25 protein-coding genes are annotated in these 24,836 nt (G+C 67.6%); 10 read left to right on the top strand and 15 right to left on the bottom strand.

Annotated elements, in window-relative coordinates:
• Window positions 1-257: 257 nt before the first annotated feature.
• Window positions 258-671, bottom strand: a complete 414-nt coding sequence (locus NS4_RS27080) for a DUF5318 domain-containing protein (protein ID WP_174372459.1) — start codon at window positions 669-671, stop codon at window positions 258-260.
• A 279-nt stretch (window positions 672-950) separates the two neighbouring features.
• Here NS4_RS27080 and NS4_RS27075 point away from each other — a divergent pair, with 279 nt between their 5' ends.
• The 4 genes from NS4_RS27075 (at window position 951) to NS4_RS27060 (ending at window position 4,653) form a co-directional block, all read left to right on the top strand.
• Window positions 951-2,051 carry a DUF1707 SHOCT-like domain-containing protein gene (locus NS4_RS27075; protein ID WP_157106276.1) on the top strand — a complete coding sequence of 367 codons (1,101 nt, stop codon included), beginning with the start codon at window positions 951-953 and terminating at the stop codon, window positions 2,049-2,051.
• 11 nt (window positions 2,052-2,062) lie between these two features.
• Window positions 2,063-2,854, top strand: coding sequence for a DUF1707 SHOCT-like domain-containing protein (locus NS4_RS27070; protein ID WP_063062318.1), 792 nt, complete (start codon window positions 2,063-2,065; stop codon window positions 2,852-2,854).
• Window positions 2,855-3,008: 154 nt separating this feature from the next.
• A complete protein-coding gene (locus NS4_RS27065; RefSeq protein WP_039827380.1) occupies window positions 3,009-3,569 on the top strand; it encodes a PadR family transcriptional regulator in 561 nt (186 codons plus the stop codon).
• On the top strand, window positions 3,562-4,653 hold the full coding sequence (locus NS4_RS27060) for an inositol-3-phosphate synthase (protein ID WP_063062317.1): 1,092 nt from the start codon (window positions 3,562-3,564) through the stop codon (window positions 4,651-4,653). The genes NS4_RS27065 and NS4_RS27060 overlap by 8 nt, the downstream gene beginning before the upstream one ends.
• Before the next feature lie 58 nt (window positions 4,654-4,711).
• On the opposite strand, the gene NS4_RS27055 is transcribed toward NS4_RS27060, so the two are convergent.
• Window positions 4,712-5,341, bottom strand: coding sequence for a TetR/AcrR family transcriptional regulator (locus NS4_RS27055; RefSeq protein ID WP_169811820.1), 630 nt, complete (start codon window positions 5,339-5,341; stop codon window positions 4,712-4,714).
• A gap of 61 nt (window positions 5,342-5,402) precedes the next feature.
• Here NS4_RS27055 and NS4_RS27050 point away from each other — a divergent pair, with 61 nt between their 5' ends.
• The gene (locus NS4_RS27050; protein WP_063062315.1) at window positions 5,403-6,608 is read left to right on the top strand and encodes an FAD-dependent oxidoreductase; all 1,206 of its coding nucleotides are present in this window, start codon (window positions 5,403-5,405) and stop codon (window positions 6,606-6,608) included.
• Between the two features lie 92 nt (window positions 6,609-6,700).
• On the opposite strand, the gene NS4_RS27045 is transcribed toward NS4_RS27050, so the two are convergent.
• The 6 genes from NS4_RS27045 to NS4_RS27020 form a co-directional block, all read right to left on the bottom strand.
• Window positions 6,701-7,126 (bottom strand): GyrI-like domain-containing protein, encoded by a 426-nt coding sequence (locus tag NS4_RS27045; RefSeq protein WP_063062314.1) that lies wholly within the window; start codon window positions 7,124-7,126, stop codon window positions 6,701-6,703.
• Window positions 7,127-7,135: 9 nt separating this feature from the next.
• The gene (locus NS4_RS27040) at window positions 7,136-7,597 is read right to left on the bottom strand and encodes a GyrI-like domain-containing protein (RefSeq protein ID WP_063062313.1); all 462 of its coding nucleotides are present in this window, start codon (window positions 7,595-7,597) and stop codon (window positions 7,136-7,138) included.
• Window positions 7,598-7,774: 177 nt separating this feature from the next.
• Window positions 7,775-10,123: a transglycosylase domain-containing protein gene (locus NS4_RS27035; RefSeq protein ID WP_063062312.1), complete on the bottom strand. Its 2,349-nt coding sequence runs from the start codon at window positions 10,121-10,123 to the stop codon at window positions 7,775-7,777.
• A 62-nt stretch (window positions 10,124-10,185) separates the two neighbouring features.
• Entirely contained in the window at window positions 10,186-11,070 is an 885-nt protein-coding gene (locus tag NS4_RS27030) for a carbohydrate ABC transporter permease (RefSeq protein WP_084487769.1), read from the bottom strand.
• The gene (locus NS4_RS27025) at window positions 11,070-12,104 is read right to left on the bottom strand and encodes an ABC transporter permease subunit (protein WP_439955813.1); all 1,035 of its coding nucleotides are present in this window, start codon (window positions 12,102-12,104) and stop codon (window positions 11,070-11,072) included. Before NS4_RS27025 ends, NS4_RS27030 begins: the two co-directional genes overlap by 1 nt.
• A 44-nt stretch (window positions 12,105-12,148) precedes the next feature.
• On the bottom strand, window positions 12,149-13,432 hold the full coding sequence (locus tag NS4_RS27020; protein WP_063062310.1) for an ABC transporter substrate-binding protein: 1,284 nt from the start codon (window positions 13,430-13,432) through the stop codon (window positions 12,149-12,151).
• A 503-nt stretch (window positions 13,433-13,935) separates the two neighbouring features.
• Between NS4_RS27020 and NS4_RS27015 the strand changes: the two genes are divergently transcribed.
• Both NS4_RS27015 and NS4_RS27010 read left to right on the top strand, forming a co-directional pair.
• Entirely contained in the window at window positions 13,936-14,796 is an 861-nt protein-coding gene (locus NS4_RS27015) for a DUF2786 domain-containing protein (protein ID WP_063062309.1), read from the top strand.
• A gap of 6 nt (window positions 14,797-14,802) precedes the next feature.
• Window positions 14,803-15,324: a TIGR04338 family metallohydrolase gene (locus NS4_RS27010; RefSeq protein WP_063062308.1), complete on the top strand. Its 522-nt coding sequence runs from the start codon at window positions 14,803-14,805 to the stop codon at window positions 15,322-15,324.
• 89 nt (window positions 15,325-15,413) lie between these two features.
• Here the strand turns inward: NS4_RS27010 and NS4_RS27005 are convergent, their stop codons facing one another.
• Window positions 15,414-16,649 carry an epoxide hydrolase family protein gene (locus NS4_RS27005; RefSeq protein ID WP_084487768.1) on the bottom strand — a complete coding sequence of 412 codons (1,236 nt, stop codon included), beginning with the start codon at window positions 16,647-16,649 and terminating at the stop codon, window positions 15,414-15,416.
• 123 nt (window positions 16,650-16,772) lie between these two features.
• Here NS4_RS27005 and NS4_RS33015 point away from each other — a divergent pair, with 123 nt between their 5' ends.
• A complete protein-coding gene (locus NS4_RS33015) occupies window positions 16,773-17,222 on the top strand; it encodes a maltokinase N-terminal cap-like domain-containing protein (RefSeq protein WP_218020419.1) in 450 nt (149 codons plus the stop codon).
• Here NS4_RS33015 and NS4_RS27000 read toward each other — a convergent pair.
• Together NS4_RS27000 and NS4_RS26995 are read right to left on the bottom strand one after the other, a co-directional pair.
• Window positions 17,193-18,176 (bottom strand): o-succinylbenzoate synthase, encoded by a 984-nt coding sequence (locus NS4_RS27000; protein ID WP_439955812.1) that lies wholly within the window; start codon window positions 18,174-18,176, stop codon window positions 17,193-17,195. The two genes, NS4_RS33015 and NS4_RS27000, sit on opposite strands and share 30 nt — an antisense overlap.
• Before the next feature lie 83 nt (window positions 18,177-18,259).
• Window positions 18,260-19,429, bottom strand: a complete 1,170-nt coding sequence (locus NS4_RS26995) for a thiolase family protein (protein WP_063062306.1) — start codon at window positions 19,427-19,429, stop codon at window positions 18,260-18,262.
• 103 nt (window positions 19,430-19,532) lie between these two features.
• Between NS4_RS26995 and NS4_RS26990 the strand changes: the two genes are divergently transcribed.
• On the top strand, window positions 19,533-20,057 hold the full coding sequence (locus NS4_RS26990; protein WP_063062305.1) for a winged helix-turn-helix transcriptional regulator: 525 nt from the start codon (window positions 19,533-19,535) through the stop codon (window positions 20,055-20,057).
• Here the strand turns inward: NS4_RS26990 and NS4_RS26985 are convergent.
• The 3 genes from NS4_RS26985 to NS4_RS26975 all read right to left on the bottom strand — a co-directional run bounded on the left by NS4_RS26985 (window position 20,048) and on the right by NS4_RS26975 (window position 21,697).
• On the bottom strand, window positions 20,048-20,305 hold the full coding sequence (locus NS4_RS26985) for a Txe/YoeB family addiction module toxin (RefSeq protein WP_063062304.1): 258 nt from the start codon (window positions 20,303-20,305) through the stop codon (window positions 20,048-20,050). The genes NS4_RS26990 and NS4_RS26985 overlap by 10 nt on opposite strands.
• Window positions 20,302-20,553: a type II toxin-antitoxin system Phd/YefM family antitoxin gene (locus NS4_RS26980; RefSeq protein ID WP_063062323.1), complete on the bottom strand. Its 252-nt coding sequence runs from the start codon at window positions 20,551-20,553 to the stop codon at window positions 20,302-20,304. The genes NS4_RS26985 and NS4_RS26980 overlap by 4 nt, the downstream gene beginning before the upstream one ends.
• Before the next feature lie 70 nt (window positions 20,554-20,623).
• Window positions 20,624-21,697, bottom strand: a complete 1,074-nt coding sequence (locus NS4_RS26975; RefSeq protein WP_063062303.1) for an ABC transporter ATP-binding protein — start codon at window positions 21,695-21,697, stop codon at window positions 20,624-20,626.
• An 811-nt stretch (window positions 21,698-22,508) separates the two neighbouring features.
• Here NS4_RS26975 and NS4_RS26970 point away from each other — a divergent pair.
• On the top strand, window positions 22,509-23,390 hold the full coding sequence (locus tag NS4_RS26970) for a hypothetical protein (protein WP_157106275.1): 882 nt from the start codon (window positions 22,509-22,511) through the stop codon (window positions 23,388-23,390).
• A 122-nt stretch (window positions 23,391-23,512) separates the two neighbouring features.
• Here NS4_RS26970 and NS4_RS26965 read toward each other — a convergent pair whose 3' ends face one another.
• Window positions 23,513-24,817, bottom strand: a complete 1,305-nt coding sequence (locus tag NS4_RS26965) for an MFS transporter (RefSeq protein WP_063062301.1) — start codon at window positions 24,815-24,817, stop codon at window positions 23,513-23,515.
• Window positions 24,818-24,836: the final 19 nt, after the last annotated feature.

Genomic DNA, 24,836 nt, shown 5'->3' with positions numbered 1-24,836 from the left:
CGGGTCGTCCGCCCGGTCCGGGGCGCGGGGCGTTCGCGTTCGGTGCAGGGCCACGATCGGGCGCACCCGGTCGCTGCTGCGGCTCTCGACCCGGGAGCGGTCCGCGCTGGGTGCGACCACCGCGCGGGTCATCGCCGGGTGGGGGGTCGTAGGGCGAAGTCACTGACAAGGTCTCCAAAGCTCGTATCGGTCGGATGGGCTCGCTCCGCGGCGCCCCTGGGGGCTCGGCACGTGCACCATCGTGGGGCCGGACGGTCTCATTCCGCGGCGGTGCGTCGGTTCACCCGGGAACCGGAACGCCGGCCCTGCGGCGTCTTCCCGAGCACATAGGACTGCACCAGGTGATTCCAGCTGCATGTCCGGCACACCTCGACCACGTGAACCGAGAATTCCTCTCGGGTCTCGGCCAGGCGTACCAGCTCTTCCGGGCTGCGCGCGGAACCCGCGACCGGCCCCAGGCCGTCGCCGTAGACCCAGGATACGAGGGTGAGTTGTTCCTTCCGGCAGATAGGGCATGTGACCTCGCTCCCCCGACCGTGAAATTTGGCCGCACGCAGCAGGTAGGGATTGGCGTCACATACCTCGGCGACATCGACACGGCCCGCATAGACGTCAGCCAGCAGCGACTTGCGCCGGAGCGCATAGTCGACCACTTGCCGCTGTATTCGCACGCTCCCAGAGTAGCGGTGATGTAATGGCGCCGCCCACGGCCGCATTGGATTCCTGGCTCCGCCGCGGGGTCCGGTTCCGGTGGCGGCGGGCGGGTCCGGTGCTGCGCGGATTCCTCCGAGTGCGTGGATGCGGCGGGGTTCGGGGCCCGCCCCCGGCCGCTGCGGGCCGAGCGCATTGGCGCATGTGTGCCATCTGCCCCGTCGATTCCGGCCGGTTTCCGCTGTACGAAGGTGGCCGTGAACCCCCGCCGGAGCCGCTCCCCCCCGTACGATTCGGGGGTGTCCACGGTGTTTTCCGGTCATCTGCGCGCGCGTGATATCGACCGTGCCGAAACCGCGACCGTGCTCGACGGCGCATACGCCGAGGGGCAACTCGGTGCCGACGAATACCATGATCGCATCGCGCAGGCCCGGGCCGCGAAAACGCTCGGTGAGCTGTCCGGACTGGTCGCGGACCTGCAGACGTCGCAAGCGCGGAGGGTGCGCGCCGAACGTGGCGCCGCCGGGTCCGCCCCGGCATCGGGTTACCCGCCCGGCACCCGCGCCCGCACCGCCGACCGCGAGGCAGCCGGTGCGGTACTGGGCCGCGCCTTCGGCGAGGGGCAACTCGTCGAGGACGAGTACCGCGCCCGCGCCGAACTGCTCACCGATGCGGTCACCCTCGGCGATCTCGCCGAGCTCACCGCCGACCTCCAGGGCGCGCGACCGGCCCCTGTCGCGCCGCCGCCGGCCCGGTCCGGCGGGCAGGGGCGGTACTTCGCGGTGATCGGTGCCGCCGCGATCGCGATCGCGTTCGGTACCTTCGCCCTCGTCCATCGCGAGGCCGGCCCGGTGCCTGCCGTACCGCCCGGTGCCGCCGCACCCGAGGCTGCCCCGCCGGTGCCGTATGCCGCCCTGAACGATGTCGAACCGCTGGTGATCCCCACTCCGAATCTGGTGACCGAGGCCGGTCTCGCCCACTTCATCGATCGCTATCGGGTCGAGTTCGGCGATACGGTCGCCGACGAGATCACGCTCTACCCGGCTCACGCCCGGGTGACCCGCGCGCTGCCGGGGCAGCCGAACCGGAAGGTGACCTATACCTATCGCGGCGGTTTCCACCAGGACAGCGATCCGACCACCCGCCCGGTCGATACCCCTTCCGTCGATCTGTCGGCGGTGGACACCGCTGCCATCGGTGCGGCCGCCGGTACGGCCGCGGCCACCACCCGGGTACCCGACGGAGCGGTCTCGATGATCGAGGTGGATGTCCCGTCGTTCGACCCGTTGGCCGGCCGGCCGGCGGTGAGTATCCATGTGGGCAACACCTTCGACGAATCCGGTTGGTTCGTCCTCAGCCCCGCCGGTGAGGTGCTGAAGGTGTGGCCTTTCGACGGTTAGAGGAAGCGATCGTGGTGAGAAGAGAACAGGTCCGGGCGCGTGACAGCGACCGGGTGGAGGTATGCGCGCTGCTGGACGCCGCGTCGGCGGACGGCCAGCTCTCCGACGCGGAGCACACCGCGCGCACCTGGTCGGCGATGCGGGCGAAGTACACCGCCGACCTGGACACGCTCATCGCGGATCTGCAGATCCCCGGCGAACTAGCCGGTGCCGCGATCCTGAACCGCGATCGGCCGGCGCGACCCTGGTGGGTACCTGTCGCCCTGCTGGTGGCGGCCGCGGGACTCGGCGCGGTGGTGGGCCTGGCCCTGCCCGACGACTCCGCCGGCGCGGGTGGCACCGCCGCCGGGGAGGCCGCCGCGGATCTCGCCACCGGTAGTGGCCTGGCTCTTTTCGTCGACAGCTATCGCCGGGAGTTCGGTGACACGATCATCGACGCGGCGACGGTCTTCTCCGACCGGATTCTGGTCCAGCGGCTGGAGCGGGGCGAGGAGCAGGTCTACGAGTTCGACGGCGCGGATTTCACCGCCTCGACTTCGGGTGTGTCGAGCTATTCGGAGGGTCGTCCGGTCGATCTCGCGGATATCGATCTGCCCGCCGTGGCCGCGGTACTGGCCGGTGCGCCGGCCACGGTGAAGCTGGTCGACGGACATATCAGTCATATCGGTATCGGCTACGAGCTCATCGCACCCGAGGCCGCCGCTCCGGTACTCGATATCTACGTGGGCGACGGAAGCGACCGCACCGCAACGGTGCAACTCTCCCTCGACGGGACACCACAGGAAGTCCATCCGGCCGACTGACCTGTCGAGTCCGTTCCCCGCTCGTCCGGGGCGGCGTCCACCTGCGCATATGTGTTCCTGTCGGCACAGAACTATGCGTTGTTATATCGCTCCGATATAGTGGGTAATCGCATCCATTGGTTAGGTCTGTACGGAAGTCAGGGGGTGAAGCCCGTTGCTCGAACTGGCAATCCTCGGGCTGCTCCTGGAATCGCCCATGCACGGCTACGAGCTGAAGAAGCGGCTCACCGGTCTGCTCGGGGCGTTTCGGGCTTTTTCCTACGGGTCGCTGTATCCGACCTTGAAGCGCATGCGGGCGGATGGACTGATCGCGGAGGAAGTACCCGAGGGACTGTCCACGACCCGCCGGGCCCGGCGGGTCTACCAGCTGACCCCGGCGGGCCGGGAGCGTTTCAACGACCTCCTGGCCGATACGGGTCCGCAGAACTACACCGATGACGGCTTCGGCGTTCACCTCGCCTTCTTCAGCCGCACCCCCGCCGAAGCGCGGATGCGGATCCTGGAGGGCAGGCGGCGTCAGGTCGAGGAGCGCCGAGAGGGGCTGCGGGAAGCGATCAAGAGGGCGAGCGGATCGCTGGATCGTTACACCCGCCAACTCCATCAACTCGGACTCGAATCAAGCGAGCGCGAAGTGCGCTGGCTCAACGAGTTGATTGCGGCGGAGCAATCGACGAAGGCGGCACCACAGAAAGAGGGAAATACCGGCCATGAGTAGTGGAGACACCAACAAGTCCAGTGTTCGCGTCGCCATCGTAGGTGTGGGCAACTGCGCCTCTTCGCTCGTCCAGGGCGTTCAGTACTACCGGGATGCCGACGATTCCACGACGGTGCCCGGACTGATGCATGTGCGGTTCGGCGAATACCACGTGCGGGACGTGCAGTTCGTGGCCGCCTTCGACGTGGACGCCAAAAAGGTCGGCTTCGACCTGTCCGAGGCGATCTTCGCCAGCGAGAACAACACCATCAAGATCTCCGACGTGCCGCCGCTGGGCGTCACGGTTCAGCGCGGCCCCACCCTCGACGGCATCGGCAAGTACTACGCCGAAACCATCGAACTCGCCGAGGCCGAACCGGTCGACGTGGTCAAGGCGCTGAAAGACGCCGAGGCGGACGTCCTGGTTTCGTACCTGCCGGTGGGGTCCGAGGAAGCCGACAAGTTCTACGCCCAGTGCGCGATCGACGCCGGTGTGGCGTTCGTCAACGCGCTGCCGGTGTTCATCGCCTCGGATCCGGAATGGGCCGAGAAGTTCCGCGCCGCGGGCGTGCCGATCGTCGGTGACGACATCAAGAGCCAGGTCGGCGCCACCATCACCCACCGCGTGATGGCGAAACTGTTCGAGGACCGCGGTGTCCAGCTCGACCGCACCATGCAGTTGAACGTCGGCGGCAATATGGACTTCAAGAACATGCTCGAGCGCGAGCGGCTGGAGTCGAAGAAGATCTCCAAGACCCAGGCCGTCACCAGCAACCTGCAGAAGGAAATGGGCGCCAATGATGTGCACATCGGCCCCTCCGACCATGTCGGCTGGCTCGACGACCGCAAATGGGCCTACGTCCGCCTCGAAGGCCGCGCCTTCGGCGATGTGCCGCTGAACCTGGAGTACAAGCTCGAGGTGTGGGATTCGCCCAACTCGGCCGGCATCATCATCGACGCGGTCCGCGCCGCGAAGATCGCCAAGGACCGCGGTATCGGCGGCCCGGTGATCCCGGCGTCGGCGTATCTGATGAAGTCCCCGCCCAAGCAGCTGGCCGATGATATCGCCCGCGCCCAGCTGGAAGCCTTCATCATCGACGCGTAGTCGAGAGCAGGGGCAGGCGGCCGTCGCGAACCGAGTGTCCGCGACGGCCGCGTCTGTTTCAGGGGGCGATCGGTGGTCGTGGCGGTGCGGCCGGTCGCCGGTGGCGCGGCGCGAGGCAGGCGTGGAGAGCGGGCTCCAGATATCCCACGACTTCCGATCGCGTCATACCGGCGATCGGTTCGATGCGTGCGACGTAACGGGTGAGGAAGAGACCGGCGATCACCGCCGCCGCGGCACTGGCTCGCGCCGTGGCGTCGCGACCGGTCAGTGTGTCGGCGATCTGGGCGATGACCTGGTGCTCGAGGTAGCCGCGGAAGGCCTCCTGTGTCGCGGAGTCCGTCTGCATCGTGGACAGCAGCCGCCGCGAGTGCTCCTGGACCGAAGGTGAGTCCCATGTGGTGAGCAGGGCGTTCAACAGTCGTGGGGCGAGGTGCTGGGGCCCGGCGCGGGTCGCGTGCTCGACGAGTTCGCCCGGGCTGGCGAGCAAGTTCATGACGGCGGTGAAGAGACCCTCTTTGCCGCCGAAGTAGTAATTCACCAACGCGTGGTCGACTCCTGCGCGTTCGGCGATGCCGCGGACCGTAGTCCCTTTGAATCCGTTCCGAATGAACAGCTCTTCAGCTGCGGCGATAAGCCTCTGCTGGGCATCCGATCCGCCGACGGGCCGACCGCGCGGATTATTCACCACGATTGCCAGTATGCCTGTCGGCGCAGAGCATTGGCCATACCCAGCAGAGAGGAAACCCAGTATGGCCCAGAGTCAGCGGCGGCGGGTGTGCATTGTCGGCGGCGGCCCGGCCGGCATGATGGCCGGCGTCCTGCTCGCTCGTTCGGGGGTCGAGGTCGTCGTCGTCGAGAAACACACCGACTTCCACCGTGATTTCCGCGGCGACACTATTCATCCTTCGACGTTGGAGATCCTGCGCGAGCTGGGATGGCTCGATGATTTCCTCCGCCTCCCGCACAACCGGATGCATACGGTCGACATCGCTTTCGGCGACAGCTGTGTCACGGTCGCCGACTTCGGTCGCCTGCCTGTGCACTGCCGGTTCATCGCCTTCGTTCCGCAGTGGGACTTCTTGTCGTTTCTCGCCGATAAGGCCCATGATCTCGAAGGCTTCACGCTGCGGCGCGAGACCGAGGTGATCGACCTGCTCGTCCGCGACGAGACCGTGGTCGGTGTTCTCGCCCGCCAGGGTGCCGAGACGGTTGAGATCCATGCGGATCTGGTCATCGGCGCCGACGGGCGCCATTCGGTCACCCGCCGTTGTGCCGGGTTGCCGAAGTCGGCGTCGGCGTCGCCGGTCGATGTCTTCTGGCTACGGATTCCCAGGGAGAGTCGGGAGGAGGTGCCGCTGTTCACCGGCGGGCGCGGATCACTGATATCCATTGATCGCGGCGAATATTGGCAGTTGGCCTATGCTTTCCCACGCGGAACGGACCAGGTACTGCGCGCGCAGGGCCTGGACGCGTTGCGGTCGCGGATCGCCGGCCTGCAGCCCGGCTACGCAGGCCGACTCGATGCGATCACCGACTGGAGCGAAGTTCACCAGCTCACCGTCACCGTCGACAGATTGCACCGGTGGCACAGGCCGGGGTTGCTCTGTATCGGCGATGCCGCACACGCGATGTCACCGGCCGGCGGGGTCGGAATCAACCTCGCTGTACAGGACGCTGTAGCCACAGCGAATATTCTCGCCCCGGTCCTCGCGGTTCGGACTCCGACCGCCGCCGATCTCGCCCGAGTGCGCCGCCGCCGTGGGTGGCCCGCTCGGGTCACCCAGTTGTTCCAGACCCGTCTGATCGGCGGCCTCTATCGCGAGACGGCCGGGCAGGCACTGCGGCCGCCGTCGATGCTCCGGCTCTTCTCTCGGATTCCGGCGCTCCGGCACGTGGCCGGACGGTTCATCGGTCTGGGCGTGCGCCCCGAACATCTGCGTTCCGGCCGCCGGTGACCGCGACCGCCGGCATGCTGCCTGCCCGGCCGCCCTCACAGGGAATCCGAGCGCGCAGGCGGGCCCGCTCGGACTTCGGCCCCGAGCCTGTTTCAGTCCAGCGACACGTAGACCTCTACCGAGGTCGGGCCGGTATAGCGTTCCAGTTCGGCGGTGTGGGAGCGGGTTATCGTGCCCGCCTTCTCCGCTTCCCGGACCCGTGCCCAGGCCGTGCGGAGTAGGTCGTAGGGCTTCTCGGTGACCACGAATCTCGCGTAGCGACCGGTGGGGACCCGGGTGAGTACATCGCCCGGATCAAGGTCGGTCATCTCCTTGATCTCGTAGCCGAGTACCGCTACCGCGTGATCCTCTTGGCCGATATAGGCGGCGACCCGGGGGACGTTCTTCTCGCGGCCGAGATAACGGTCCCAGGTGAAGTTCACCAGGTCGAGGTCGCGGGCGGTCACTTCCCGGCCGGCCAGCGGGATGGTGAGCCCGGCCACCAGGCTTTCGCCGAGTTCGACAATTTCGAAGTCCACAGCTGCTTCCTACCTGCTCGCCGCATCGTCTGCTGCCATTGCCACGAACACTTCCACCGTGTGCTCGTCGGGGTAGCGCTCGTAGTCACCGGTATAGGAGCGGACCAGCCGACCGGCGGCCTCCGCGTCCCAGATCGCACGCCACAGGGTCACGATCGTCTCGGCGAGGTCGTCGCCACTGAGGATGAACCGGGCGTAGCGGCCGGCGGGGATACGGGCGAGGACATCGCCGGGTAATAGATCGTCGAGGCTGTGACAGCGATAGCCGATGATATGGGTGAGGTAGGAATTGATCTCCGGGGCGTGATCGACGAAGGCGCTGGCGGGGTGGCCGGGTAAGGATCGGGCCAGCGTACGTTTCCAGGCTTCTTCGACTCTGGTGCGGCGCGGTCCCTCCACTGCGAGTGCCGGGCTGCGTAGCACCATTCCCGCCACCAGCGTTTCCGGGCGGTCAACGACATTGAATTCCACCGGCGTAGCCCCTATGTCTCGTCATACGTCGTCGCTCCAGCGCATATCCTTCCGCACGCCCGTCCCGGCCCGGGCGTCGGCCCGTGCCGGTCGGTCGGATGGGCGACATCTCACTCTGGCCAACGATGCTGCCATGCCGACCGTTCCTTCGGTGGGATCACGACCGGAATCCGTCGGTCACGGTACGGGGATCGTTACCCCGGGCAGGATTTCGACGACGCGCGGCGCGGGCGGCGGAGGTACTGCCGGTGCTGCGGGCTCGGGCGCTTCGGCGGGGGGAGACGCGGGCGCCTGGGGGTCGGGCTCGTATTCGGGTTCGGGGGCATACGGTTCGGAGGCCGGTGGGATGACGATGAAGGGCTGCTGCCGAGTCGGCTGCTGCTGCGGCTCCGGCTGCTGCGGGGACGGCGGGTTGAGGATGTCGTAGGGGTTGTGTGAGGGCGCCTGTGGTGCGGCCGGGACGACCGGCGAAGGGTTCGGGGCCGGTGCCCCGATCTGCTCGACCGGCGTATCGGCCAGGGCCCCGTCCATGGTCTGTTTCCAGATATCGGAGGGGAGCCCGGAACCGTATATCCGGCCGCCGCCGGCGGTGACGAGGGGAAGATTCGACTCGGTGCCGACCCAGACCGCGGTGGACAGCGACGGTGTGAACCCGACCATCCAGGCGTCCTTGTTCTGGCCGGTATCGCCCAGCTGGGTAGTTCCCGTCTTGGCGGCGGACGGGCGGCCGTTGAGCGCGTGGCCGTTGGAATACGAGGCGATGGGCAACATCGCCGTGGCGGTCTGCGCGGCGATGGTCTGCGGTATCCGCTGTTCCGACGGGGGTGGCTGGGCGCCGGTGCGCTGCCCCGGATCGCCGCCGCGGTCCAGCAGGACGCGGCCGTCGCCGCGGACCACGCGCTGTACGAAATACGGCTGGTGGTAGCGGCCCCCACCGGCGATGGTGGCGTAGGCCGAGGCCATATCGAAGGGTCGCACCAGGTAGGTACCCAGCACGATGGAGGGCATGGGCGGCGCACCCATCTCGGTGAGCGACTGTCCAGGGACGCCCGGGATGTCCTTCGGGATGCCGGCCTGGTGGGCGGCGTCGGCGATCGCCTCGGGGCCGTTGTTCATGGCGAGAGTGAGCCGGTAGAAGCTGGTGTTGAGCGAGCGTTTGAAGGCCTCGCTCACACTGCAGACACCGCAGGATTCGTTCTCGACATTGCGCACCAGCACCCCGTTGACGTCCACGGGTGCGCTGTCGAACGCCCGCGACAGCGGGATGCCCTGCTGGAGCGCCGCGAGTACCGCGAAGGTTTTGAACGCCGATCCCGTCTGCACCGGGGCCTGGGCGAAGTCGTATCCGATACCGTCGGCGCCACCGTAGTACGCGCGGACCGCGCCGGATCGCGGATCTATGGAGGTCACCGCGGTCCGCAGCTGCGGCGGCTGGCCGTCGAGAGCGCCGGTCGCGGCGGCGGTCGCGGCCTGCTGGGCCTTCGCGTCGATGGTCGTGGTGATCTGTAGGGCGCCGGTGTTCAGCTCCTGATCGGAGATCCCCGCGTCGGCCAGTTCGCGCAGCACCTGGGTCTTGATATGACCTTCCGGGCCGCGGGTGGTGTTGACGTCCGCGGGGGCCGGCGGGGGAATTGTCGGGGGGAAGACGATCGCGTCGCGTTCACCGGGAGCGAGCGCGTCCATTTCGACCATTCCGTTGAGCACGTAGTTCCAGCGTTGTAGCAGCTGGGGAAGCCGGGTCTGCGGGTCCAGCCCGGAGGGTGAGCGAATGAGCGCGGCCAGGACCGCGCCTTCGGCGACGGTCAGCTCGGAAACCGGTTTACCGAAGTAGGCCTGGGCGGCGGCGGCGATACCGTAGGCGCCGCGACCGAAGTAGATGGTGTTCAGGTAGGCGCCGAGGATATCGTCCTTGCTCCATTCCTTGGCCATCTTCGAGGAGATGATCAGCTCGTGCATCTTGCGGCTGACCGTGCGCTCGGAACCGAGGAAAGCGTTCTTCACGTACTGCTGGGTGATGGTGGAACCGCCGCCGGCGTTCGCCCGGCCCAGTACATTGTCGCGGACTGCGCGTAGCAGACCCGCCGCCGAGAAACCCGGGTTGCTGTAGAAGTCGCGGTCCTCCGCGGACAGGACCGCCTCACGGACGTGCTCGGGCACGTCCGACAGGGGTACGGGAGTGCGGTTGCCCTCGGGTGGCACGACCTTCGCCAGCACGGTGGAACCGTCGGAGGCCGTGATGGTGGCCGTCTGATCGATCGGCACCGTCCCGGCAGCCGGTATCTCCGCACTCCAGTACACCAGCGCGATCAGCAGGGTCGGGATGGCGACGAGGATGGTGAAAAGCCAGAGCAGCAACTGCCGGATGCGCTGGCCGCGGGTCCGGTGTGGGCGGGTATAGGTGGGTGGCCGGGGCGGGCGGGGTCGCCGCCCGGGATCGTCGAGCTCTTTCCAACCTGCTATCGAGGGATACTGCGGTGGCTGGGGAGTATTGCGGCCACGTCGAGAACGGAACGAGCTCACGATCATCTCCTCTCGGAGCGTCGGAAAAACTCAGGCGCACCACCGCCAGATCCCAGGATACCCAGAGATCAGCTTTTGACCCCGCCTGCCGTGAGCCCGGAAATGATCCGCCGCTGGAACACCAGTACCAGGATCACCAGCGGTACGGTCACCAGCGTGCCCGCCGCCATGATCGCGCCGTACGGTGGGACCAGCGGGTTGTTCCCGGAGAACCGCGCGATGGCCACGGTCACCGGCTCCGTTTCGCTACCGGAGAGCACCCGGGCGAGCAGGTATTCGTTGACCGCCGCGATGAACGCCAGGATCGCGGTGGTGAACACGGCCGGCGCGGCCAGCGGCAGCATAACCAGCCGGAACGCCTGCACCTTGGTGGCGCCGTCGATCCGGGCCGCCTCCTCAAGTTCCCACGGCAGTTCGGCGAAGAACGAGGCCAGGATGTACACCGTCAGCGGGAGCACGAAGGAGATGTTCGGCAGGATCAACGCCTGGTACCTGCCGATCCAGCCGATCTCGGTGAACAGCTGGAACAGCGGGGTCACCAGGACGACCACCGGGAACATCGACGCGCTCAGGATCAGGCCGGACACCAGGTAGCGGCCCTTGAAGGTGAGCCGGGCCAGCGCATAGGCCGCCATGATCCCGATGACCAGCGCGATCGCGGTACTGGCCGCGCCGATGATCACGCTGTTGAGCAGCGCGTGGGCGAAATTGTTGCCGCGGCTGGTGTCGAACGCGTCCCGGAAGTTGTCCAGGGTGATGTGCGTGGGCCATGGGGTGGGATCGAAGGTGTGGTCGGGATCGCGGAAGGCGGTCACCGCCATCCAGTAGAACGGGCCCAGTCCCCATACGAGCACGATCGCAGCGCCCACGTAGATGCGGGCCGAGCCGAGCCTGCGCCGCCACGACGACGCGGGTCGCGCGGTACCGATTTGCTGAGTTGTCACCGCGGCCATCACGCCTTCCGCTGTTCTTCCTGCGTCCGCACCGCGTTCGCGCCCAATACCTTCACCAGGACGAAGGCCGCGGCGAAGATCAACAAGAAGGTGATCGTCGACAGTGCGGCCGCACTGTTGGGTCCCTGCCGGGTCTGCTCGACGACCAGGACCGACAGTGTCCGGGTGGCCGGGAGATTGTTGGTCATGATGGCGGGCAGGTCGTACATGCGCAACGCGTCCATGGTGCGGAAGAGCACCGCGACCAGCAGCGCCGGTTTGAGCAGCGGCATGGTGATCTGGGTGAACCGCTGCCACGCCGAGGCGCCGTCCACCCGGGCCGCCTCGTAGACGTCGTCGGGGATGATCTGCAGACCGGCCAGCAGCAGCAGCGCCACGAACGGCGCCGTCTTCCACACATCGGCGGCGATCACCGCGAAACGGGCCGGCCACGCGTCGGAGGTCCACAGGATCTCGGTGCCGAACAGGGTGTTGACCACACCGTCGTACTGGAACATGAATTCCCAGAGCCGGGCCGTCACCGCGGTCGGGATCGCCCACGGGATCAGCACCGCCGCGCGCAGCAGCGCCCGGCCCTTGAAGGTCTTGCCCATCACGATGGCCATACCGAGTCCGATCGCCACTTCCAGCGTCACCGTGACAACCGCGAAGAACAGCGTGACGCCGACCGCCCCCCAGAACTCGGCGCCCAGATTACCGGTGGGGCATTCGGTGACGCCGCCGGTGATGACCTGGCATCGGCCGAGAATCCAGTGCAGGTAGTTGTAGAAGGTGCTCTCGCCGCTGTCGACGAAGCGGCCGGTCGTCTCGTCGAGCCGATCGTCGTAGGTGAACGACATCCACAGCGCTCGCAGCACCGGATAACCGATCACCACGGTGAGCGCTATCAGGACCGGGGCGACGAAGAGCCACGCCCGGCCCGACATACGGATTTCGTCGCGAAACCTGCTGGTCGTCCCGCGACCATTATTCGTGTTCGCGGGCTTTTCTGTACGGACCGCCGCCTGCGCGACCGTTCCGGAAGGATCCGACACCGTTACTCTCTCCTACGGGCTCGCCGGGTCCGGTTGAACAATTTCTACGATCCGGCCGTCTCGATGCCCTTCTGCATGCCGATGATCGCGTCGTTCACGGACTTGGTTCCGGTCAGGGCAGCATATGCGTTGTCCTGAATGGCTTTGGACACCGCCGGATAGAACGGGGTGACCGGGCGGGGCACCGCGCTGGCGATGGAATCCTTCAAGGCGGGCAGGTAGGGCATCTTGGCGATGAGCGCCGGATCGTCGTAGATCGAGGCCCGGACCGACGGCAGCGCGCCGGAGGCGATGATGTGCTGGGCTTCCTCGCTGATCAGGAACTTCAGGAAATCCAGTGCCGTCGCCTTGTTCTCGGAATACGCGCTGATCGCGGCGTTGTAGCCGCCGAGGGTCGAGGCGCCGATCCCGGTGTCCCCGGGCAGCGGCGCGACCCCGAACTTGTCCTTGACCGCCGAGGCCTCCGAGGAGGCGTCACCGTAGGTGGAGGGCCAGCTGCGCAGGAACATGAGTTTGCCCTGGGTGAAGGCGGCGCCGCTCGTCGGTTCCTGGAAGGTGATGGCCTCGCGGGGGATATCGCCGACGCGGTAGGCGTCCACCAGCTGCTCGAGCCCGGCCCGCGACTGCGGGCTGTTGACCGTCGGGGTACGGCCGTCGGTGCCGACGAAGGTCCCGCCGAACGCGTTGATCACCTCGGCGGCGTTCACCGTCAGGCCCTCGTAGGGCGCGAACTGGCCCGCGTAGCAGCCGATCTGGTTGTCCCGCGCCAGCGGGCAGCTGGCGCGCATCTCGGCCCAGGTGAGCGGAGGGTTGGGCACCAGGTCTTTGCGGTAGAACAGCAGGCCACCGTTGGTGTTGCGGGGTGCGGCGTACAGGGTGCCGCTGTAGGTGGCGCTGGCCACCGGCGGCGACAGCAGCGGCGAGGTGTCGATGGCGAACTGGTCCTCCAGCGGCTGGATCCAGCCCTTGGCCGCGAACTCCGCGGTCCACGGCACATCGAGGGCGACCACGTCGTAGTCGGTCGACTTCGCGCGCATGTGCTCGACCAGATCGTCGTACTGGGCCGAGGCGTCGTTGGACTGTTCCTTGTAGGTGACCTGCTCGTCGGGATGGGTGGCGTTCCAGCGGTCGATGACCTGCTTGACGGCACCGGTCTCGGTGGTGTCCTTACCTTCGACGTAGGTGATCGGGCCGCGGCCGTCCTGGTTCATACCGAGCTGTTCATCGGTGTCGCTGGTGTTGCAGGCGGTGGCAAAGGTCACGGTCAGCAGCGCGATCGGCCATAGGACGAGCGCGGCACGTAGAGACGGCGCCTTTTTGAAAGCCATCGCGGAACTCCAGGGTCGACACAGTGAGCGGCAGCACAACGCAACATACATGGTGTGCACGCTCGGTGTCGGATACTCCCGTATCGAAGTGAGCGGAAGCTCGAGGGCTCGCGGTCGTCCGCCACTCCGCCGGGACGGGCCGGAAGGTCGGCCGGTCGTCGGCGTCGCGGATATAACGACTGGTAGGCCGACCTCCGCACCGGCTCCGGCCGGGCCCGGGACGGCTGGATCGGCTCGGCTCCGCCGGGTTGGGCGTATCTCCGCCATCGCCCCGGCCGCGGGCGGACCGATGGCCTCGGCCGGCTGCGCCGGGGCGGGCGTACCCGCCCTCGCTTCGGTCGCGGGCGGAATATGGACGGGTGCGTCGAGTGGCGTACCTGTGCCATTGCTCGGCCGTGCGCCGGGTTTCGCCCGCGCCGGATCGGCCTTCCTCCGCCTTTGCTGTGGTCGTGTGCGGGCCGGAGGCGGGCTCTGCCCGGCCGCGCCGATTAGGCTGATGCCCGATGTCCTCCGCCACCGCAGTCTCCGATCGCCTGCTCACCAGGATCGGTGGACTGCTGCGCAAAGCCGAATCCACCGACAACGAGCACGAGGCGGAGGCGTTCCTGGCCGCGGCGCAGCGGCTGGCGACCCGGTCCTCGATCGACCTTGCGGTGGCGCGGGCACACACCCGTGGCCGGGAACAGCCCACCGCGCTGATCCAACGGATGATCCCGATCGGTGAGCCCGGCCGCAAGGGTCTGCGCACCTACGTCCAGCTGTTCGTGGCCATTGCCGCCGCCAACGATGTGCGCTGTGACGTGGCCCGCACCTCGACCCAGGTCTACGCCTACGGGTTCGCGGCCGATATCGCCGTCTGCGAAGCGCTCTACTCCAGCCTGCTGGTGCAGATGGTGCGGGCGTCGGACCGGTACATCAAATCCGGCGAGCACCGGGCCGCGACCATGGAGAAGGTCGTCACCGAGCGCCGGGCCGGGCGGCGGGTGCGCCGGGTGGTGCGGGTGCCGGTGGCCGGGGTGACGGCCAGGCTGAATTTCCAGCTGGCGTTCGCCGAGCGCATCGGCATCCGGCTCGCCGCGGCCAGAGCGGAGGTCGAACGGTCCGCGACCGGCCGCGACGACCGGACCGCCGCGCCGTGCGATGCGGAACGGGCCGCCGAAACCGCGCTGGCATTGCGCGGCAAGGAGATCGAGCTCTCCGATTTCTACACCCGTAACTCGGAGGCCCGCGGCACCTGGCGCGGACCGCGCACCTCCACCGGCTACGCCCCGGACGCCCGGCGCGCGGGGGACCGGGCCGGGCGGGAGGCCCGGCTCGGGCCGGCGCGGGAGCTGGACGGGGCGCGCGGGCAGCTATCCGGGTAGGCGGCCGTGCGGGATACGCAGCGTGCCAGGGTGTACGACGCCGAACAGCTGGTGCGTTCGGTCTTCGATCGGGCGGCGGAATTCGGGCAGCGCACGGTCGAAGTGCACGGGTCGCGGCTGACCTTGCCGGTGGAGCGGAAATTCGCCTCGGTGGATTCGGTGCAGCAGTACTGCGATCGAGTACTCGCTCTCGGCTGGGTCGCGGCTACGTGGGAGCGGGCGGGTGTGCCGATCCGGGTGCGCGCTCGCGCCGGACATGTGGCCGCTCATTACGAATCCGGGAACGCGGTGCTGGCGGTGCCCCTGCACGCGCGGACCTCGGCGCGTGGTCGGACCGCGTGGGCGCTGCGGGAACTGGTCGTTCTGCACGAATTGGCACACCACCTGGAACCGCGGCCGGACACGGTCGCCGCGCACGGGCCCGAATTCTGTTCGCGATATGTGGAATTGGCCGACGGGGTGATCGGGCCGGAGGCGGGGCTGCTGTTGCGCCTGACCTTCCACGATATGGGTGTGCGCTTGGGCTGAGCCGGCCGCACGGCGGCGGGTGCGGGGCCACGAACGTGCTGTCGGTTGCGGGTTCCGGTGCGGGCCGGCGGTTGTTCGCCGCCGGTGGTTCAGCGTTCCGCGGCCGGTCCGGCCCGCAGGGTGGTGAGGAAGAAGGCCCGGATGTCCTCGGCGAGCAGTTCGGGGACCTCCATGGCGGCGAAGTGGCCGCCGCGGTCGAACTCCGACCAGTGCCTGATGTCGTAGAGGCGTTCGGCCAGTGGTCGCACCGACTGGGTGATGTCGTGGGCGAACACCGCCACCCCGAGCGGCACCGGGCACGGTGTCGACCCCCGGGTGGTTTCGCGGGTCAGCCGTGCCGAGGATGCCGCGGTGGCGGTCAGCCAGTACAGCGAGATATCGGTGAGCATCCGCTCATCGCTGACGGGTGTGCGGGGGTCGGTCCACTGGGCGAAGCGCTCGGCGATCCAGGCCAGCTGGCCGACCGGTGAGTCGGTCAGCGCGTAGCCGATGGTCTGCGGGGCGGTGGCCTGCAGCGCCTGGTACGGGGGCCGGTTCGCCATCAGGTACGTCACCTTGTCGAGCCGGGCCCGATCCGTTTCGGACAGTTCGAGGCCGGCGGCGGGGTCCGGCCGGGTCGGCAGGTAGTTGACGTGCACCCCGACGACGTGTTCGGGTGCCAGCGCGCCGAGCGCCTGGGAGATACCGGAACCGAAATCGCCGCCCTGCGCGCCGTAGCGCTCGTATCCGAGACGGTGCATCAGTTCGGCCCAGGCGCCCGCGACCCGGGTGGTGTCCCAGCCGCGCTCGTGGGTGGGGCCGGAGAAACCGAAACCCGGGATGGAGGGGATCACGAGATGGAAATCGCGGGAAAGCGGTTCGATCACGTCGAGGAATTCCAGGAAGGAACCGGGCCAACCGTGGGTCAGGATCAGCGGTAGCGCCTCCGGTTTCGCCGACCGCACATGGACGAAGTGGATGTTCTGTCCGTCGATTTCGGTGGTGAAGTGCGGGAGTTCGTTGAGCGCGGCTTCGTGTGCGCGCCAGTCGTAGCCGGTGCGCCAGTATTCGGCCAGTTCCCGCAGCCGGGCCAGCGGGAAGCCGTAATCGGTACCGGCGTCGGTGATCTCGTTGGGCCAGCGGGTGCGGGCCAGCCGGTCGGCCAGGTCGTCGAGGTCGGCCTGCGGGATGTCGATCCGGAAGGCGGTGATGGCGGTCGGGTTCACGGTGGTCTCCTGAGCGGGGGTGGGGCGGTGGTCGGTAGGTGGAGTGAGGGTCGTACACCCGGCCACGGTGAAGGTAAGGGCGATCACGGCCAGGCGGGCGCATCGAATGAGACCGTCCATGGGGCTCCTTTTGTTGGTGACGCCAACGATAGCAAACGTTGGTGAAACCAACAATTGCGAGGAACGAGTGTGCTGGGACGCTGCGACAAGCGAGGAAACAGCCGGTCGATCAGGACCGGGCCGATGCGGTCGGAAGACGGTCCTACCGGCGCGCCCGCCTCCGACGCCCTACCGCACGACGAGGCCGACCTCGCCGTGCGCGGACCGAAAACAGTGCGCTCAGCGGTAGGAACTCGGCCTGGTGACCGAAAGCGCGAACCGGCGGTCACGAACACCGTGCGGTGCGCGAACGGCACGCCTTACTCGGAACGACCTGCGTGGCGTTCGCCGAGTGCGGTCGACCGGAGATTGTGTTGCGTCAGACGGCGTCGCCGGCGGATACCTGCGGCCGCGGATGCGGCTGCGCTGCTCGGTACCGCGGAGCACGGGGTGCTGGGCACCCGCTGGAGCTACGACGGCACCCCGGATCCGGTGGAGCCGGTGGGCTCGATCGAACCTGCGGTGGACCGGGCCGCGGGACTCTACGGCGGCGCCCGGTGGAGCTCACACTCGCGTGTACCGCGACTCCAGTAACCGTCGCAGGCGGGCGGTCCACCATTCGGTGCGTTCCGGATCCGGGTGGCGGTACTTCTCCAGCAGGTCGGCATCCGGTTCGGGGGCGCTGCGCGGGACCGGTAGGAAACCGTCCACCGGACGCAGGGATTCGGTGACGATATCGCCTTCGAACAGGTTCACCGTGCCGAGGCCGCACGCGTGATCGAGTTCCGGGAGAGCGCCGGCCAGAGCCAGCTGCGCGGCCAGACCGACGCTGGTCTCCAGGGCGGAAGAGATCACGCACGGTAGCCCGGCGGCCTCGGCGACCCGCAGGGCCCGCCGCACGCCGCCGAGTGGAGTGCATTTGAGGACGGCGATATCCGCGGCGCCCGCCACCGCGACCCGCAGCGGGTCCTCGGCGCGGCGGATGGATTCGTCGGCGGCGATGGGGACCTCGACCCGGCGGCGCACGTCGGCGAGCTCTTCGACCGTGCGGCAAGGCTGCTCGACGTATTCCAGACCGCCCGCGGCCCGGTTGATCTCGCGGATGTGCCGCACGGCGGTGGTGACATCCCAGACGGCGTTGGCATCGACGCGGATCGCGCCGTCCGGGCCCAGCGCCGACCGTACGGCTTCCACCCGGGCGAGATCCTCCGGCAGCGATCCGGGATGGTCGGCGATCTTCACCTTCGCCGTGCGGCAACCGGACCCGGCGACGATCTCGTATGCCCGGTCCGGTCCGACGGCGGGCACCGTGCAGTTGACCGGAATACGGTCCCGCACCGGTTCGGGCCAGCCGACGGTGATCTGCTCGAGGGCGGTGTCCAGCCAGTGCGCGGCCTCGTGGTCGGCGTATTCGGCGAACGGGCAGAATTCGCCCCAGCCGCGTGGCCCGCGCAGCAGTACCCCTTCGCGCACGGTGATCCCGCGGAACTTCGACCGCAGCGGGATCGCGTAGACGCGCACCTCGTCGATCCGGGGCAGTTCGCTCACCGGAACCACACTAGCGGCGTTGCGGTGGGCAGCGTGTGCGCGGACGAGGTGGCGCGGCCACGTTCGAATTCGTAGGCCCGCGATCAGAGGCGTTCGAGAATCGTGGCGTTGGCCAGGCCGCCCGCCTCGCACATGGTCTGCAGGCCGTAGCGGGCGCCGCGGTCCTGCAAGGCGTGGACGAGGGTGGTCATCAGCCGGGCCCCGGAGGCGCCGAGCGGATGGCCGAGGGCGATCGCGCCGCCGTTCACATTGACCCGCTCCGGATCGGCGCCGGTGTCGTGTTCCCAGGCCGCCACCACGGAGGCGAACGCTTCGTTGATCTCGATGAGGTCGATATCGGCGAGGGTGAGCCCGGCTCGATCCAGGACCTTGCGGGTGGCCGGGATGACCGCGGTCAGCATGAGCAGCGGATCGTCTCCGGCCACCGCGAAGCTGTGCAGCCGGGCCAGCGGGCGCAGGCCGAGGGCGCGGGCCCGTTCGCTGGTGGTGATGAGTACGGCGGCACTGCCGTCGCTGATCTGGCTCGCCGACGCCGCGGTGATGTTCCAGCCGATCTGCGGGAACCGTGCGTCCATGGCCGGGTCGTAGTAGGCGGGCTTCAGCCCGGCCAGGGTGTCGAGGGTGGAGCCGGTGCGGATGCCCTCATCGGTGTCGAGGCCCGCCAGCGGGGCGAGTTCGGCGGCGAATTGCCCGTTCTTGGTGGCCCGTGCCGCCTTTTCGTGGCTGTTCAGCGCGAATTCGTCGAGCTGCGCCCGGCTCAGCCCCCATTTCGCGGCGATGAGTTCGGCGCTGATGCCCTGCGGGACCAGACCATCGGGATACCGCCGGGTGAAACCCACCCCGGAGATGTCGTCGGCGCCCCGGGCGCTCGCGCCCATCGGGACCCGGCTCATGGATTCGACTCCGGTGGCCACCACCATGTCGTAGGCGCCGGCGAGCACGCCCTGTGCGGCGAAGTGGACGGCCTGCTGGCTGCTGCCGCACTGGCGGTCGACCGTGGTGGCCGGGACCGATTCGGGGAAACCGGCCGCCAGCGCCGCCCGCCGGGTCATGTTCACGCCCTGTTCGCCGACCTGGCTCACCACACCGCCGATCACGTCGTCGATGAGGGCCGGGTCCACCCCGGTGCGGGTGATCAACGCACTGAGGCTGTGGGCCATGAGGTCCACCGGGTGGATGCCGTGCAGGGCGCCGTTGGGCTTACCGCGTCCGATGGGGGTCCGTACCGCATCGACGATGACCGCGTCTCGCATATCGATTCCTTCCGCCGCCGGGGCGAACCCTGGCTAAAGTTATCTATAGCCAGACTAGGTGCTGGCATTAATGGAAGCAAGTCAGGGTCGATATGATGGGCGGATGGCAGCGGTGATGGAAGGCCCCCTGGCCGATCTCGACTCGTGGAAACCCGACCACTGCTCGATAGCGATGGCACTCGAGGTGGTGGGCACCCGCTCGGCCATCCTGATCCTGCGGGAGGCTTACTACGGCACCACCCGGTTCGACGGTTTCGCGGCCCGGGTGGGGATCACCGACGCCGCCGTGGCCGGTCAGTTGCGCAAGCTCACGCAGGCCGGACTGTTCACCAGACAGCCGTATCGGGAAGAGGGAAAACGCACCCGGAACGAATATGTACTGACCGCGAAAGGCCGCGATCTACTACCCGTGGTGCTGGCGCTCATGCAGTGGGGCAATACCCACCTGCAACCCGGGCCACCTCCGCTGGACCTGGTCGAGGCGGCCACCGGGGACCCGGTCCGGGTGCAGGTGCGCAGCGAATCCGGACGCGAGATCGGCGTGGACGATCTCGGCGTCCGGCTCAACGAGCAGTGGCGGGCGAGCCGGCGGCATGCCGCCGGCTCGACGGCAACCGATCACCCATAGTGATAACGGCAGGCCGCGATGCGGATGTCTTCGTCGACAACCTTGTACACCAGTCGGTGTTCGTCGTTGATACGCCGTGACCAGTAGCCGCGGAAACCGTGCTTCAAGGGTTCCGGTTTGCCGATTCCCTCATTCCCGTTGCGTGCGATGTCGGCGATGAGTTGATTGATGCGCTTCAGAAGTTTCCGATCCTGGGCTTGCCACCACAGGTAGTCTTCCCACGCATTCTCGTCCCAGATGATCTTCATTCGACGAGGTCTCGGACCGTGCCCTCGCCCTCTTCCAGGCGTTCGATAGCCGAGAGGAGCCTGCGTGCATTGGCCGGGCTGCGCAGCAGGTAAGCGGTCTCGCGCAACGATTCGTAGTCGTCCAAGGACACCATGACCACGGGCTCGTGCCCCGCGCGCGTGATCACGACTTCCTCGCGGTCGTTTACCACACTGTTGAGGACCTCGGCATAGTTTTTGCGTGACTCCGAGTACGACATGGTGCGCATACTGATCTCCCTCTGACGTACGTAAAATTGTACGTGCAAATCTCCCGCTAGTGCAAGGTCGGCAGTAGGGTCAGCCGAGGCGGCGGCCGTCGTCGGGCGCGAAGAAGTAGACGTGCTCGGGGGCCGTGGCCAACCGGACCCGGCTGCCCTTCGCCGGCGGATTGCGCCAATCGGTACGTGCCACGATCGTGTCCGCGCCCTGGGTGTCCTCGGTGGGGCGGCCGTAGATGAAGGCATCGGAGCCGAGCTCCTCGACCACGTCCACCTCGATCTCGATCCCGGACTCCCCGGTTTCCAGATGCTCGGGACGGATACCCACCGTCACCGTCGCGCCCGCGGCATCGGCCACCGATCGCGGCAGCGGCAGCGCGAAGCCACCGATGCGCACCGCACCGTCTGTGATCGGGAGCGTGAACAGGTTCATCGCCGGTGACCCCATGAACCCGGCGACGAACACATTCGCCGGATCCCGGTAGAGGTCGCGCGGGGCGGCGCACTGCTGCAGCAACCCGTCACGCATCACCGCGACCCGGTCGCCCATGGTCATGGCCTCGACCTGGTCGTGGGTGACATAGACGGTCGTCGTCGCCAGCCGGCGCTGCAGCTGCGCGATCTGGGTGCGGGTCTGCACCCGCAGTTTCGCGTCCAGATTGGACAGCGGTTCGTCCATCAGGAAGACCTGCGGGTCGCGCACGATGGCCCGGCCCATGGCCACCCGCTGCCGCTGACCACCCGACAGCGCCTTGGGCAGGCGGTCGAGCAGCGGTTCCAGATCGAGCAGCCGGGCCGCCTCGCGCACCCGGCGCTGCTGCTCGTCCTTGCCGACCTTGGCCAGTTTGAGTGCGAAACCCATGTTCTCGGCCACCGTCATATGCGGGTACAGCGCATAGTTCTGGAAGACCATCGCGATATCGCGATCCTTGGGGTCGGAATGGGTGACATCGCGGTCACCGATCAGGATGCGGCCGCCCGATACTTCCTCGAGTCCGGCGAGCATGCGCAGCGAAGTCGATTTCCCACATCCGGACGGGCCGACCAGCACCAGGAACTCACCATCGGCGATCTCGAGCTGCAACTGATCGACAGCGGGTGTCTTGGCTCCCGGATACTGCCGGGTGGCGTGATCGAAGGTCACCGTGGCCACGGCTTGTTCACTTCCCTTCACCGGTTGGAACACGCGAAGTGGAGCGAATTCGCAACATGTGCGTGGTCATGGCGTCAGAGGCTACCGCTGGTGTTCTCGAGCTCCGCATGGTCTGTACGTTTTCGGTGCGTATCGTGCCAGTGAACGCATCGACTGTCCACCCCGTCTACGCCCGGCGACGCGTCGGTCCGGGGCCGGCGGGCTGGGAATGGACAGCCGTCGACGGGCCCGGTCGGGCGAGGCCGACAACTTCCGCAACACGGTGCTGGTCGCCGTCGACGCGGCCGGCCGGCCGGCAAGGGCGCGCCGAGTCGGACGCTGGTCGAGATGACCCGCAAGATCACCGCGGCCCTCGCCGTCGGGTGAAGGGAGAAATCCGGTCGGCACCGTCCGGCCGGATCTTCACGCCGAGCCGATGCGACAGCGGGTGTCGGCCGGATTCCACGATGACAGCGTGCCGAGCAATAATTGTCGTCGGCATGGGAACCGGGGAGCCGGCAGTCCCGCCTGCCAGGAGGGCACGCATGTGCTGCGGGATATTCGGCCGAGGGTCCCGCGCCGAGAGCCGAGCTGTCGGGTCCTGCCAAGCGATGCGGCCGCGCAATTCTTTTCGAGATGCTCTCCGCAATTACGCCTCATGCCGATTGCGGCGCGGCGCGGTCACGTGGTGGGAAAACCGCTTCGGCCGCCGATACCGCTGTTGTAGTGAGTGGGTGATGGTGGGTACGGTGCGAGTACCAGCGGACACGGTGGCAGGTCGTGGTTCATTCTGGATGCGCGACCCCTGCCTTTCACTGTGATGGGGCTCTGCATGAGCAACAGGATCGGTAGGGCGGTTCTTCAAGCGGTCGAAGCGCTGAATCGAAGCTTCAAGAACGCGACGGAATTGATAGCCAACGGTCATTACCGCAAGGAAGCCGTTCATCCGATCGTGGCGGTCACGAAACACGAGTCTGCGGCGGATACTGCCGGCGCGGCCGACATCGGCAGGACCGCCGGCGGGCTCGCATCGTCCGAAGACGCCTTGGTTCGGGAGGTTCGAACACGCGCGGGACTGCCACCCGAATATCAGGGTGCCGATATCCGTGACGTGCGTTCCAGAGATAGGCGTCAGATCGACGACATCCATGAGAACCGCTACGGTCCGGGCAACCGGCCCCTGGGTACCGAGCGTGCCGACTTCACCGGACGCCCGCTTCGCGGCAAACCGGCGACCGACCTGAAGGCGCTGCTGGATCAGGCTCGTACCGCCGACGGTGGTGCCCGGCTCGTGGTGGGGGGCGGTCACAAGTACCGGCCTGCCGAGCCGGGAGAGGTCTTCGCCAATGTCAATCCGGATACCAAGCCGGATGTGCTCGTGGATCTCCGTGATCTGTCGGTCTTTCCCGACTCGGTATTCGACGAGGTCAACCTCGAGCGTGTGCCGTTGATGAACGCGCTGGCGGAGGGCGGCGCGGCCGAGATCCACCGGGTTCTGAAGAACGACGGCCGATTGGTCATCGGAACGGGATTGGACAATGTCGCGCCCGCCACGGAACGAGCCGCCAATGTCCGGGCCCTGGAAGCCGCGGGTTTTCGTGATATCGATGTCGTTGCGGCCAGGGACGACATGATGGATGCCGGTGAACGCTTCACCGACTGGTACGAGATGGTGGCCACGAAGTCGGACCCGGATGGCACGTCGTCGAAGTAGCCCTCGGCCATTACTCGCTGTCGGCGGCCGGTCCCTGTGCGTCACCACACGAACCACACCGCGTAACCCCTCATCGGGTTACGCGGTGCGTTGGGGCGCCGCCGGACGACTCCGACGGGACCTCAGCTCGTGGTGGTGAGCTCACCTTCCGGCTCGCCGGGCCGCACCTGCGTGCTCGCCGGCCGCTCCGGTTCCTTGGTGAAGAACAGCATCGCCGCCGAACCGATGAGGCACAGGACCGTCATGACGATGAAGCCGCCGTCGTAGGTCCCGGTTTCGGAGACGATGAAACCCATCACCGACGGAGCCACGATCCCGGAGAGGGCGAAGCAGGCGTCGGCGAAACCGGCCGCGGTACCGGGCTGGGTCGGGGCGGCGTCGATCGAGGCCACCCACCAGATGCCACCGGTGATGAAACCGAAGCCGACACCCGCGGAGATGCAGATCAGGGCGACGGTGAGGTTGCCGGGGAAGAACAGGATCGGGGCGATCGAGGCACCGGCGAGCAGGAGCGCCACGCCGATGATGAGGAATCGCGACCGGATGCTCTCGGTGCGTTTGTACACGCGGTCCACCAGGATGCCGCCGGCGAGCGCGCCGACCACACCGGCCGCCCACGGTGCCACCGAGAAGCCGCCGACCTCCTTGATGGAGAGCCCGAATTCGTGTTCCAGGTACTGGGGGAGCCAGTACATGAAGGCCCAGAACATGAATCCCCAGGCGAAGTAGCCGAGTCCGACGAGCCACAGGTTGCGGTTGCGCAGGATCTCGCCCCAGTCGACCTTCTCCTCGTGCCCGCTGTCCTCACCGTCGGTCTGGCCCGCTTTGATGTAGGCCAGCTCCTCCTTCGAGACGAAGGACGCTTCGCTCGGGGAGTTCTTCAGGAACGGATAGGCCACGACCACCCAGACCAGGCCGGCGACCGCGAGCACGAAGAACATGCCCTTCCAGCTGACCAGCGCGATCAGCTGGGTGAGGATCGGTCCGCCGATCAGCAGGCTGCCCGACACCGCGACGCCGCCGATGAGGGCGAGCGCCTTCCCGCGTTCGTGCGCCGGCAACCACCGGCTGGCGATCCGCGTCGCCGCCGGGAAGCAGGGCGCTTCACCGGCTCCGAGCAGGATCCGCAGCAGGATCAAACCGATGAACCCGCCCGCGAACGGGGTCAGTGCGGTGGCCGCGGCCCAGATGAACATCCCCACGATGAGGACGCGGCGCGAACCGTAGCGGTCGACCAGCGGCCCCGACAGCAGGGCGAAAAGCATATAGCCGATCGAGAATGCGGAACTGATGACGCCGTACTGGCCGGTCGTGATACCGAACTCGTCCCGCAGATGGCTTGCTGCGAACGAGATGGCGCTGCGATCGACATAGTTCACCACCACCAGGCCCAAGATGATGGCGATTGTCCACCAACGCGATTTCATTGCGAACTCCTCGGATAAA

This window comes from Nocardia sienata NBRC 100364 (assembly GCF_001613205.1).
GTDB lineage: Bacteria > Actinomycetota > Actinomycetes > Mycobacteriales > Mycobacteriaceae > Nocardia > Nocardia sienata.
Note: the sequence above shows the minus strand (reverse complement) of the source record. Positions and strands in the feature narration are given on the sequence as shown.